The 12,699-nt window shown below is 70.6% G+C and carries 6 protein-coding genes; 1 reads left to right on the top strand and 5 read right to left on the bottom strand.

Annotated elements, in window-relative coordinates; genetic code table 11:
- Nucleotides 1-397: 397 nt before the first annotated feature.
- A complete protein-coding gene (locus ACIPC1_RS03190) occupies nucleotides 398-1,273 on the top strand; it encodes an alpha/beta fold hydrolase (protein WP_402512779.1) in 876 nt (291 codons plus the stop codon).
- Between the two features lie 91 nt (nucleotides 1,274-1,364).
- On the opposite strand, the gene fxsT is transcribed toward ACIPC1_RS03190, so the two are convergent.
- The 5 genes from fxsT to ACIPC1_RS03165 all read right to left on the bottom strand — a co-directional run bounded on the left by fxsT (nucleotide 1,365) and on the right by ACIPC1_RS03165 (nucleotide 12,270).
- Nucleotides 1,365-5,306 (bottom strand): FxSxx-COOH system tetratricopeptide repeat protein, encoded by a 3,942-nt coding sequence (gene fxsT / locus ACIPC1_RS03185; protein ID WP_402512778.1) that lies wholly within the window; start codon nucleotides 5,304-5,306, stop codon nucleotides 1,365-1,367.
- Entirely contained in the window at nucleotides 5,303-6,631 is a 1,329-nt protein-coding gene (locus tag ACIPC1_RS03180) for a TIR-like protein FxsC (RefSeq protein WP_402512776.1), read from the bottom strand. The genes fxsT and ACIPC1_RS03180 overlap by 4 nt, the downstream gene beginning before the upstream one ends.
- Nucleotides 6,632-6,861: 230 nt before the next feature.
- Nucleotides 6,862-9,030 carry a radical SAM/SPASM protein FxsBH, inactivated beta-hydroxylase extension form gene (gene fxsBH, locus ACIPC1_RS03175; protein WP_402512774.1) on the bottom strand — a complete coding sequence of 723 codons (2,169 nt, stop codon included), beginning with the start codon at nucleotides 9,028-9,030 and terminating at the stop codon, nucleotides 6,862-6,864.
- Nucleotides 9,031-9,595: 565 nt separating this feature from the next.
- Entirely contained in the window at nucleotides 9,596-11,038 is a 1,443-nt protein-coding gene (locus ACIPC1_RS03170) for a GAF domain-containing sensor histidine kinase (RefSeq protein ID WP_402512773.1), read from the bottom strand.
- Nucleotides 11,039-11,232: 194 nt separating this feature from the next.
- Nucleotides 11,233-12,270, bottom strand: a complete 1,038-nt coding sequence (locus ACIPC1_RS03165) for a rod shape-determining protein (protein ID WP_365438814.1) — start codon at nucleotides 12,268-12,270, stop codon at nucleotides 11,233-11,235.
- Nucleotides 12,271-12,699: the final 429 nt, after the last annotated feature.

Here is a 12,699-nt window from a genome sequence, read left to right as displayed (position 1 = left end):
AGCGAGACGTAGTGCCGTCGCTGCGCAGGTGGACCGCTTCCGGTACGGACTTCCTGACCTCGGCGAGGCGCGTGTCCCGGGCGGCGGTTCCGGAGCTGACGGGCTCGGAGAAGAGCGGGGCGATCCAGCGGCCCGGTGCGGATTCGCTCGATGTGGCCGACGTGGCCGACGTGGCCCACGGGGTGGGAACGGGTGCCGCCGGTTCCGCCGTGGAGGTCCCGCTCGCCGGTGAGCCCGAAGGGGTGAGCCCGAAGCGGTGCGGCTGTTGCGGGAGGGCTCCAAGTGGCTTGATATGAGGCGCTGTTGACCTGCGGAATCGTTTCGTGCCGCGGGCGCGCGGGCAGGGTTCGGGCAGCGTTTGTCCCGGTCCGTCAGGACCGAGGGAGGGGGGAGCGCGGTGCATGACCATGTGCGGACGCCGGACGGCCGGCTTCTGCGGGTCGAGATCTCGGGCGATCCGCGTGGGCGCCCGGTGTTCCTGCTGCATGGCATGCCCGGCAGCCGGGTCGGACCCCGGCCGCGGTCCATGTTCCTCTACCAGTGCGGCACGCGGCTGATCAGCTACGACCGTCCCGGATACGGCGGTTCCGACCGCAAGCCGGGGCGTCGCGTCGTCGATGTCGCACAGGACGTGGCCACCGTCGCCGACGCGCTCGGCCTCGACCGGTTCGCGGTGGCCGGCCGCTCCGGGGGTGCTCCGCACGCCTTGGCCTGCGCCGCTCTGATGCCGGAGCGGGTGACCCGGGCCGCCGCGCTGGTCGGACTGGCGCCGCGGGACGCGGAGGGGCTGGACTGGTTCGCCGGGATGGCGCCGTCGAACGTGAACGAGTTCAAGACCGCGTTCACCGATCCCGAGCGGTTCGTGGCCCGGCTGATTCCGCGATCCGCGGCGATCCGGAATGATCCGGCGTGGCTCCTTGAGGAGCTGCGGCGGGAGCTCACCGACGACGACCGGCGGATCGTCTCGGACAACACCATCCGGTCGATGCTGCTGCGCAACTACATCGAGGCGTTGCGACAGTCGCCGTACGGGTGGATCGACGACGCGCTCGCGCTGACCGGGGACTGGGGGTTCGATCCGGCGGACATCGAGGTGCCGGTGATGCTGTGGCACGGGGCGAAGGACGTCTTCTCACCGGCGTCCCACGCGTCCTGGCTGGCCGCGCGGATTCCCCGGGCGACGGCGGTTCTCGAACCGACCGCCGCCCACTTCGCCGCGCTGCGGGCCCTGCCGAAGGTGTTTCGCTGGCTGCTCGCGGACCCGCCCGACTGAGCGAAGCCGCCACCGGAGGCACAGCTCCTCAGCCGACAAGCCCCCACTGAGGGGCTGAGAACCGGCCGTCACACCGCACGTGGCTCCGCCGTCACACCGCCAACGGCTCCAGATCCCGGTAGATGCGTCGTCCGGCGGTCGCGATCCGCGTCATCCCGTTCTCGTCGCCCAGAAGCGTGCGCAGTTCGCCGAGTGCCTCCTCGCCCAGACGGCGCGCCTCGTCCTTGCGGCCCAGCGCGGCGAGTGTCAGGGCGGAGTTGGTGACGATGGCCAGGGTCTCGGGGTGATGCGTGCCGAGAACGGAACCGAGGATGTCCACCGCCTTCTGCTCCAGCTCCCGGGCCTCCTCGAAGCGCCCCTGGTCGGCGAGGACGTTGGCGTAGTTGATGCCCGTGAAGAGGGTGTGCGGGTGCTGCTCGCCGAGTACCTCACCCATGCGGCGCAGGACCTGACGGAAGACCGCTTCCGCCTCCTCCGCGTCTCCGCAGCCCCAGTGGAAGATCCCGAGGTTGTTGAGCGCGGCCTGGGTGTACGGGTGGGCCTCGCCCGGGACCTTCATGTACTCGGCGAGCGCCTCCTTGGCCACCTCGCGAGCGGCCTCCCGCTCATCGGCGGCGAACAGATCGGCGGCCATGTTCAGGTCGCAGGCGAGGGAGTCGGGTGTGTGCGCGTCGTACTGGGCCCGGTACTGCGCGCGCGTCGCCGTCGTGAGCCGACGGGCGTCCTCGAACTGGCCCGCCCTGCGCAGCGACACCGCGAGGGACTTGGCGCAGCTCAGCGTGCCGGGAAACTCCTTGCCGAGGATGCGCTTGTGGGACTCGTACGCGCGTGACAGGAGTGACACGGACTCCGTGTACCGGCCGACCTCCCGCAGGTCGCGGCCCAGGTGCCCCGCCGAGGACAGTGTGTACGGATGGTCGCTGCCCAGGACCTCCGTACGCCGGTCGAAGGTCTCCTGGTCGAGGACGCGTGCCTCGCTGTAGCGGCCCACCATGCGCAGCGCGAGCGCGAGGTTGTTGGCCGCGCTCAGCGTTCGGCGATGGGACTCGTGGAAGATCTGACTGAAACCCTGGTGTGCCTCGCGGGCGAACTCCACGGCCGACCCGTACACGCCGAGTGCCGCCAGGTCGCTGGCGAGGCTGGACATGGTGACGTAGGTGTGCGGGTGCGAGCGTCCGAGCACCCGCTGCTGGCGATCGAGGAGTTCGGTGTTGATCTCGCGGGACTCGACGTAAAGCCCCTGGGAGCGCAGGACGTTGCCGAGCTGGGAGCGCAGATACAGGTACTGCACGTCGTCCTCGCCGAGGATCGGCTTCCAGTCCGCGAGGAGCGCCTCGGCGCGCTGCTGGGCACCGGGGAAATCGCCGCGCTTCCAGAAGTAGCGGACGCGGTCGATGAGGAGGCGCCGGGTGCCGGCATCCGTGCAGTTGCGGGCGTCGGAGGCCGTCAGGTGCGGCCAGATGACCGCGAACCTCGGCCAGTTCTCCGGGTCGTCGATGGGCTCGTCGCCGTCCGGCCGGCAACCCGCGAGCACCGTGTGCACCACGTGCCTGGCCTCCCGCTGTTCCTCCTCGGTCAGCTGCGAGCGGATCACGGCCTGCACCAGGCGGTGGACCTGGATGCTGTTGCTGACCTGGTCGACCTTGGCGAGCGCGAACCGGCCGATCTCCCGGATCACCCGGCCGAGCAGCAGACTCTCCTGGAGGGCGGGGTCGTACGGCCTGAGGGCGTCGATCATCTCCTTGCTGTAGAGCAGGGTCGAGGAGATCGGCTCGGCGGCCAGGAACGCGCACAACTGCAGCAGTCGTACGGAGGCCGGGGAACGTTCCTTCAGCCGCGCTATGGAGATGTTCCAGGTCGCGGCCACCGTCTCGGGGTAGTCCGGGGGCTGGTTGAGGTCCAGTACCTCGGTGGTCTGCTCGGCGAGCTGCCGCAGATAGTCCTTGATGGGTGTCGCCGTCTCGGCCAGCCACGCCGCCGCCTGCTCCACCGCGAGCGGCAGATCGCCGACCGCGCTCGCCACCTGGTCGGCCTCCTCGGCGCTGAGCCCCGAGGCGCGTCCGGTGAGGTGCTCCACGCTCTCCTCGCGCAGGAACACGTCGACGGGCAGCGACACCCCTTGTTGCGCCCAGGCCTGGTTGCGCGAGGTGACCAGGATGTGGCCGCCGCCTCCCTTGGGGAAATAGCGGGTGAGCTCCGACGGGTCGTCGGCGTTGTCGAAGACCAGGATCCAGCGCTTGGTGGGAGCCCCGCGCGCCAGCATCTGGACGGCTTCCTGGCCGGCCAGGTTGATGTCGTCGCGGCTGGGTGCGCCGATGCGGGCCCCGAGGTCGGCGAGCGAGGCGACGACGTTGCCGGTGTCCTCGGCGGAGATCCACCACACCAGGTCGTAGTCGGCCATGAACCGGTGGACGTACTCCAGCGCCACCTGCGTCTTGCCGACGCCGCCGAGCCCGAACAGGGCCTGCGGCTGCGGCAGCACGATGGACATGCCGCCGCCGATCTGGTCGCGGACCCGGTCCAGGATGGCGTTGCGGCCGGTGAAGGTGTTGTTGCGCTGGGGTGCGTTCCAGATCGCCGGGGCGATACCCGGGAAGCGGGGTCCCGACTCGCCGTCGTCGGTGAGCAGACCCGGCAGTTCCAGGGCGCTCAGCAGCGCGCTGACGCACTGGGCCTCGTCGAGTCGGTGCAGGTCGACCGGGTTGTGGTCGAGGTAGGTCTCGGGCAGCCGGATCTCGTCGACCCGCAGCGGGACCAGCTGGGCTCCCGGCACCCCGGGGGCGCCTCCGCCGGACTCTATGAGCGCGCGCCAGACGGTGTCGGCGTACCGGGACTTCCTGAAGGCGTTCGACAGCAGCACGAGGGTGCGCGTGGCCGTGTCCAGGCGCTCGACGGGCCCGGCGGCGATGTCGTGCGGGGTGACATGGCAGCCGGCGCGCACCAGGAGCGACTCGACCCAGTCGGCCCACATACGGTTCTCCGCGGCGTACGCGATGACGACATCGGTGGCCGTCGTCAGCGGCCGCCGCCGCAGGAACGCGTCACGGCAGCGCAGCCGCACCGGCTCCGGCACCGGCGGCAGTGACGTGACCTCGCCGTCCGAGATGACCGCGGTGAGCCGTTCGAAGGCGGACAGCAGCGAGTTGGCGAGCCCGCTCTCGTCGCCGACGGTGGCGAGGGTCTCCTCGTACGCGTAGTACGGGCGGTAGGGGATCTCGACGTTGCCCCAGTACGCGGTCAGGTCCTCGGAGTCGAGCTCGTCGCCGCCGCGTCCCTTGGGCAGGCCGTCGAACTTCAGCCGGGCGAGGGCCCGTCCGGCGTCGACCTTCTCCTTCTCGCCCTCGTCGATGCGCATCGGCACGGGCAGCACCCGGATCCTGCGCTTGCCGTAGCCGGCCTCGACGCTGCGGGCCACGGCCGCCGCACCGTCCAGCGACTGGTCGCTGAGCGTGAAGCAGTCCACGAGCACGTCCGGCATCTGGATGGTGCAGATGTCGGCGCTGTCGGAAAGGCCGGTACGCGAGTCGATCAGGACATAGTCGTACGACGCCTTCATGTCGTCGCGCAGCGCGTCGAAGAAAAGTCCGCCGCCGAGGCGCTCGTAGAAGTTGTCCCACTCGAAGGACGACACCGTCGCGGAGTACGAGCGGTCCTGGCGTCCGGCGGAGAGGAAGTCGAGCGAGCCGCCGTCCGGGAAGCGCAGCCCGAGCCGCTCGGGGGTCAGCGAGATGGCGTGCTGTTCCACGTGTGCGTAGTCCAGGTGCCAGGGGCCGGTGCGCTGGGTCCGGGTGGTCGCGGCCCAGGCGTACTCACTGATGATGTCGATGACGCCGGTGGTCGCCGCGAGCGCGTTGGGGAGGAAGGGGTGGAAGAAGCGGTGCAGCCCCGGAGCCTCCAGGTCCCAGTCGACGGTCAGGACGCGTTTGCCGTTGGCGGCGAGGATCCACGCGGTGTTGGCCAGGGCCATCGTGCGGCCCGTGCCCCCCTTGTACGAGTAGAAGGTGATGATGCGTCCGTCCTGCACGGCCGTCATGCTTCTCCTCCGTGATCGGATCCGCTGTCGAACCGCAGCGGGTGGGTGGGGCCCGTCAGGCGGGGCCTGCGGAGCGGCGGGCCCGGCGGCGGATGGGCCTCGGCGTGTTTGAGGTACTGCCGGGTCGCGTGCGCGACGACGGCCGGCAGCACGTCGGTGAAGGACTTGAGCGTCGGTACGCCGTTGACGGCAATCCGGGAGTCGGTGCGCCGGCCCCGGTCCAGGATCACCGGCAGCGTCCGCTCCAGCTCCTCCGCCAGCTGCCGGCCCTCCTCGCCGTGGCACTGGATGTCGGCCCGGTTCCAGGGGACGATCACGCTGACCCAGGGGCGGGCGGTCGCGTCGAACGCCTTGAGCCTGCGCCGCCGTTCCTCGTCGCTGAGCGCCCAGCGATCGATGAGCAGGATCCCGGGGTGGCTCGGCGCCGTCTTGTCGGGGTCGCTCGCCACCGGGTCCTCGCCGGGGTCCTCGTCGTCGAAGGACGACACCGTGATCCGGTAGTCGAGCGAGCGGATCAGCTCCTCGGCGAGCGCGGGCAGCGGCCGGGTCGACTCCGAGTGGTACGGGTTCCAGTCCTGGGCGTCCTCGCCGTACGGGCGGGTGTCGCGGTGCTCGGGGATGCTGTGCCGGGTGGGCGCCGCCACGGTCAGATGGATGTGCCGGGGCCCCTCGCCGCGCGGTTTGAACGCGCTCGGCGTCCGCTCGTAGGGGCGGGGCCTGCTGGGTGGCAAGGGGGACTCGTGGGCGACCCGCACGATCCGCTGGGCCAGCCCCAGCACGGTCTCCTCGTACTCGTCGCGCAGCCGGTTGAGCTTGATCAGCCCGTAGATCCCGTTGGCCGCGTACCGGTCTCCGAACTGGGTGTGATCCACATGTATATGCCGTACGGAATCCGGGAGTTGGGCGTAGTCGATATACGTCCACAGCGCGGGCACGATGGTGGGGAGGGCACCGGAACCGGTGGCCCGCGCCCGCAGAATCCGTTCGTTGAACGCGAACCATTCCCGTCCGCAACTCTCGCTCGTGAAGTAGCGCGGCGAGAACAGCGGTACGAACACCCGGCAGTTCGCGAGATTCTCACTGAGTTTTTCCGGCCATCCGTCCCCCGAGCGCATCTCCCGGTCCATGAATCCGGCGGGCGCGCCGGCCGGAAGGTCCGTGAGCGCCATGATGTGGTCGCAGAGATCCGTGTAGAGCACCTGCACCCAGTGATCGGGGTCGCCGCCGCCCGGTCCCCAGGGCGGTGTGTGGGCGTAACTCAGGAAGAAATAGGGCCTGTTGTCCGAAACCCGTTCCCGTCCCAGGTCCCGATCAGGTATCTCCACGCGCCCCCCTGACTGTGGACGGGCGGCTCTACGGGACGTCGGCCGACCGGAGCCCATAATCTTCCCGACCGTCGGCCTGTACGGGTCGACTCTTTCACGTCAATCCCTGGCGATATCCAGACATCTGGACCATTGCCCGGTCGACCGTGTCCCCCGTGTCCCGAAGTGCAGCACCGCTTTCCCCGCCATTTCCCGTTCCGTCGTGAGATCACGCGGCAGCGGGGCTCCGATCAGCTTCGGCGCACGGCCTGCCCGGCCCACTCGGCCCGCAGCTCGTCCGCCAACACCCGGCCGGTTTCGGTGAGTTCACGCTCGGGGAGGGTGGCCAGCCGATCCAGGGCGCGGCCCGCCCGTGCCAGCGCGGCGTCCCGCGCCGCCGGCTCGCCCTGGTGACAGGTGGCGTCGCCGAGCCCATGGCTCGCCTCGTCGAGCAGCCGCCCGGCCTGGTTGCCCGGCACGTTCAGATCGGCCGTCTCGCGCAGCGCGGTGAGCCTGGCCAGCCGCCCGGTGCGCGGCAGTTCACGGACGAACTCCTCGGGCTCGAAGTCGACGGCGACCCCCAGTGCGCCCAGGCCATGGGCGCCGAGCCGCACCCCCGAGCCTGCCGCGAGCGGGGTGACCGTGGTGATGAGAAGAGCGTTGATGTCATCGCGCCAGCCGGGCTGACGCGCGTCCATCAACTCGTGTGCCGTCCCCAGTCGTTCGCAGAACCGGGCGAGAGCGCCGGGGCTCAGCGGAGCGGCGACGGGGACGGGGTAGCAGTCGCGGAGGGGGTCGGCGTCGTCGAGGAGCAGGGGAGCGTCGGCACCGAGGTGCACGGATCGCAGCGGGCGCCAGGTGGCCGGGGCCTCCTCGGGCGAGTACTCCGTGCCGTCCTCGGTACGCACGTGCAGACGGCCCGAGTTGACCGTTACCTCGACCCGGCCGGGCCTCGGAAGCGTCAGGGTCCCCAGGGTCGGGAGGTGCAGTGCGGGGTCGGTCTGGTCCCAGGCGAGCTTGACGTCGGCCCCCGCGCGGACGGCGACCGCGGTGATCGCCGAGCCGAGCGGCGCCGGGGTGGTGACGCGGTCGTGCAGACAGTTCTTCAGCGTGGTGTACAGGTAGGGATGGGCGAGGATCTCGTCGACGTACGGCGTGACATCCGCCATGCCGTCCAGGTCCAGGAAGGCCCGCCACACCTCGTCCCAGTCCGGCTCGCCCGCATGCCGGGCCGCGACGCGGACGAGCAGGCGGCGGACCGACTCGCCCTGGGCGAACCGGAGTTCCTCGTCACTGTGCACGGCCGGGCTGAGCGCGTGCTCGGTGATCCGCTCGGCGACGCCGTCGACGAAGGCCCGCAGGTCCGAGCAGAAGACGGACGGATTGTCGAAGCCGTGGCCACCGCTGTACCGGTGCGCGTAGAGCCCTCCACCGCACGACTCGATCACCGGGCAGCTGCGGCAGGTCTCGCTGACCCCCGCGAGGCCCAACTGGCGTGCGCGTACGCCGGGATGCTGCCCGAACTCCTCGAAGCTGTGCCGGAAGGCGTCGTAACCGGTCGCGGGTGCTCCGTCGTACGCCGTCTTCAGCGAGTCGGCCTGCTCGAAGGTGCCGTCGGTCTCCACGACCGCGAGATCGCTCGGCGCGAGCCCCATCGCCTCCGTCAGGCTCGGTCCGCCCCGCAGGGTGCTCAGGACCGACTCGAAGGTCCGCACCGAGACGGTACGGCCCTGCCGGTCCCACCGGTCGAAGATCTTGAGCAACCAGTCCGCGTACGCGGCGGGTGAGTCGGCGGGCCTCGGTGGTGGGCTGTCCCAGGTGGAGTGCGGAAGCAGATAGTCGATGCGAGGCGGACGCAGGGACACGAGGGCGTCGTGCACCGCGACGGGATCGTTGGCCACGTCCACCGTGCACAGCAGTCCGCTGTAGAGGTGCCGGTACTCGGGGGTGCGCAACAGGTTGACCCCGCGCACCACCCGGTCGTAGCTGCTGCGCCGCCTGCGGTCGCGTCGGTGCCGGTCGTTGGCGACGCGGTCGCCGTCGAGCGAGACGCTGACCTTGACGCCGAATTCCTTGAACACTTCGAGATGGCGGGTGTTGAGCTGTACCGCATTGGTGTGGATATGAAGATTCAGCCGGGTGACCGGGGTGATGACGCGGGTGAGTTCCGCGCAGATGCTTCTCATACGGACGGGACCCACGAGAAGGGGTTCACCACCGTGAAGGATCACGGAAACAGAAGGCAGTTCATGTGATTCGGCATATGCCGCGAATCGCTGGGCGACTTTCCCGAGCGTTTCCTCGGAAATGACGGTGGGGCGCCCTTGCCAGCTCTGATCGGCATGCTCGTACACATAGCAGTGATCGCAGGCGAGGTCGCATCTGCTATGGATCTTGAGGACGAGTTGCTGCAGCTTCACCCGGGGAACGATAGTGGCGCAGCGGGGTGGTGCGTACCATGAACTCCGCTACAGCTCAAGGTCGTTGAAGGCTCCGGCGCGTGACAAAGGCGCACCGGGCGGGTTCGTGAACCGCCGGATGCGCCTGTGTCGAATTCTGTGTGCCCTAGAGCGCCGAGTTGAAAGTGTTCGACCCGACCGGACGTCGTCCGGGGATGTCCGTCACTCGTCCGGCAGACCTCACGGCGGCGGTCCCCAGCGGGTCGATGGCCGACAGGGGAGTGTGCGACCGGCGCAGGGACCGAGGGGCGGCGGAGTGCTGCGCCGCCGGCGTCACCGAGAGGTTCATTTGATGGCTTTCGTTGGTGGGGAAGCTCAGAGGAAGCCGAGACTAGCAGTTGATCTATGCAGGGGTTGCCACTTCCTGGAATTCAGGTTTGGCCTGTTTCGGGGCATTCGCCAGCGGAGCGCCGCCAACAGGCTGAATACGTTTCCCGCGCCTTCCTGCGCCTTGCCTTCCCGCGCCTTCTTACGCCCCGTACGGCGGCCCGGTCGGGGAGACGTGAGTTCGCAGGGTGCCACTCGCTCACAGCGGTGACCGCCAGGTGACTGTCGTACCGGTGCCCTCCCCGTCATCCCTGGTGCCGTCGTCGTACACCGTCAGGCGGAGGCCGGAGCGCCCGTCCGGCAGGGTGGCCGTCGCGTCCACCGTGACCTCGATGCGGGAGACCCCGGCGCGGTGTGCGGCGGCGGTCAGCTTGCGGTGCAGGGCGGTGAGCAGGTGACCGGCGACGGGCTCGGTGACGCGGTTCTCCACGGGGCCGGTGAAGTGGACGGACGGCTGGAAGCCCAGGGCGGCCGCCGTGCCCGCCGTCTCGCGCAGCACCTTGCCGCGGAAGGTGGTGGGGGCGTCGGCGGGCGGCTGCTGGAGGGCGAAGATCGCGGTGCGGACCTCCTGGATGGTGGACTGAAGTTCGTCCACCGCGCGGCCGAGGATGGCGTGCACATCGGCGCCCTCGTCGGCCGCGCCGCCGGTGCTGCGGCGCTGGGTGGACTCCAGCATCATGCCGGTGGCGAAGAGCCGCTGGACGACCAGGTCGTGCAGGTCGCGGGCGATCCGGTCGCGGTCCTCGTAGACCGCGAGCCGCTCGCGGCGGTGCTGGGCGTCCGCGAGGAGCAGCGCCAGCGCGGCCTGCGAGGCGAACTGCGTGGCCAGCCGTTGTTCCACCGGGGTGTACGGTCGGTCGCCGCGCCGGCGGGGGAGGGCGAGCGTGCCGATGAGGCGGCCGTCGGCCTGGAGGGGGAGCATCATGCTCGGCCCGAACCGGGACCGTACATGCGTGGTCATCCTCGGGTCGGTCGCCGAGTCGTCGATGAACACCGGCTCCCCGCCGAGGAGTTGTACGAGGACGGGGCTGCCCGGCTCGATGACCGTACCGACGATGTCCCCCGGGTCGTCGAGGGTGGACGCGGTCACGATCTCCATACCGCCCTCCGGTGTGGCCTGGAGGATGACACCCGCGGCCGCGTCGGCGAGGACCCGGGCCCGCTCGGCGACGGTCATCAGCGCCTCGGCGGCACTCTCCCCCGTGAGTAGCGCGGTCGTGACGGCCGCCGCGCCCTCGATCCAGCGCTCGCGCTGCCGGGCCGTCTCGTACAGCCGGGAGTTGCCGATCGCGATGCCGGCCTGGGTGGCCAGCAGACGCAGCAGTTGCTCGTCCTCGGCGGTGAACGGCCCGCTCTCCTTGTCGGCGACACGGAGAGTCCCGAACACTTCGTCGTCGACGCGGATGGGTACGCCGAGAGAGGTGTCGGACCGCCCCGGCCCGCCGGTGGACCGGCCGGCCGCACGGATCTCCACGAGTCCGTCGTGCCCCGGGCCGGCCATGTCAAGGACCGCGTACCGGGCGCCCGTCAGCTCGGCGGCACCGTCCACGATGTGCTGCAGCGTGACCCGCAGTTCGAGGTCGGTGCCGACGCCCAGGACGGCTTCCAGGAGGGGTGGGAGGCGGGGGGTGGGAGCGGTCATACGGGGGCCTCGGGGCCTCGGGGCCTTGGGGCCTTGGACGGCGGGGGCGGGATCGCTCATGCGGGGCCCTTGGGTGCCGGCGGCACGGGATCGGGCGGCACGGGATCGGGTAGTACGGGATCGGCAGCACGGGATCGGCCGTGCCGGATCGGCCGTGCAGGGCCTTCGGCGAAGGCCCCTCCGGCGCCGGGCCGTCAGTCCGCCAGCGGGTCCAGGACCAGGGGCTCGATCCTGCCCTCCAGCATGTAGCCGAGGCCCTGGACGGCACAGACGTCGGGGCGTTCCGCGATGTGCACCGGCATGCCCGTCGCCTGCCGCAGCATCTGGTCGAGCCCGGGGAGCAGGGCGCTGCCGCCGACCATCATGATCCCGCGGTCGGCGAGGTCGGCCACCAGATCGGGCGGGCAGGCGCGCAGCACCTTGCCGATGCCGTCGAGTACAGCGGTCAGCGGGGTCTGGATGGCATCGCGTACGGCGGCGGTGTCGACCTGCACGGAACGCGCGAGGCCGGTCGCCACGTCCCGCCCGTGGATCTCCGTCGACGCCGGGCCGTGCGGGGTGAGCCCGTTCCCGGAGAGGGCGAGCTGTAGGGGTCGTACGGCCTGACTCGGCAGCATCAGCTCGTGCTGGTGGCGCAGGTGCTGCACGATCGCGTGGTCGACGGCCTCACCGCCCACCGGGATGCGCTCGGCGGTGACGATCGAGCCCAGTGACAACACGGCGAGCTGGGTCGCGGCGGCCCCGCACACCATGATCATGGTGGCCTCGGGCCGCTCCACGGGCAGCCCGCAGCCGACAGCGGCGGCGATCAGCGTGTCGACGAGCTCGACCCGGCGCGCGCCCAGACCCACGAGCGTCTCGATCGCGGCACGCTGGGCCAGCGGGTCCGCGTCGTGCGGGGTGCAGGCCGCTGCCCGCAGCCGGGGCTTGCGGCGCAGTGTGCGGCGGACCTTGTCGCCGAGCAGCTGACGCAGCATCCGCTGCGCCATCTCGATGTCGACGACCGTGCCGCCGGACACCGGCCGTACGACACGGATGTAGTCGGGCGTACGTCCCGTCATCTTCTCCGCGAACTCGCCGACCGCGATCAGCGCGCCCGTCTTCGTGTTGATCGCGGCGACACTCGGCTGGTCGACGACCAGCCCCGCGCCCTTCACATACACACGGGTCCTCGCCGCGCCCAGATCGACGGCGAAGTGGCAGCGGCGCAACTGCTCCAGACTGTCGGTCATGGCAGATCCTCCCGAGAGCGCAGACCGTGGGGCTCCGCCGGGCGGCGGTCCTCTCTCGCATCGTGCAGTCGCTGACGGAGTGTCGCCTTTTGTGGGGGGCCGGGTGGGGTGCCGCTGGACGGGTGGTCTTGCTGGGGGAGCGGTCAGAGGTCGGCCGTGGCGTGAGCCGACCACCCGGTGGTGCCGGTCGTCCGTACGCGGACACCTCGACCGGGGTAAGGGGTCACCGGAACCGCTGGGCGTGATCTCCACGAGGACCGAGGACCGAGGACCGAGGACAGCGGTGGGGGGTGGGGGGTGGGGGGGGGGGGCCCCCCCGCCCCCCCCCCCCCCCCACCCGTGTCCCCCCACCACAAATAAAAAGGGTGTTATCCCCCACAAACCCCCCGCGACCTAACCGGGGACGGGGTGGGGGGGCCGGGGCGGCGT

Origin of the sequence: Streptomyces sp. NPDC087263, assembly GCF_044744645.1 — a bacterium.
In the GTDB taxonomy this organism is placed as follows: Bacteria; Actinomycetota; Actinomycetes; order Streptomycetales; family Streptomycetaceae; genus Streptomyces.
The sequence above is the reverse complement of the archived record's forward strand: the minus strand, read 5'-3'. Positions and strand labels throughout refer to the sequence as shown.

Excerpts from the sequence above, each read along its gene's own strand:
- fxsT (WP_402512778.1), bottom strand. The coding sequence starts at position 5,306 with ATGACGGCCGTGCAGGACGGACGCATCATCACCTTCTACTCGTACAAG.
- ACIPC1_RS03165 (WP_365438814.1), bottom strand. The coding sequence starts at position 12,270 with ATGACCGACAGTCTGGAGCAGTTGCGCCGCTGCCACTTCGCCGTCGAT.
- ACIPC1_RS03170 (WP_402512773.1), bottom strand. The coding sequence starts at position 11,038 with ATGACCGCTCCCACCCCCCGCCTCCCACCCCTCCTGGAAGCCGTCCTG.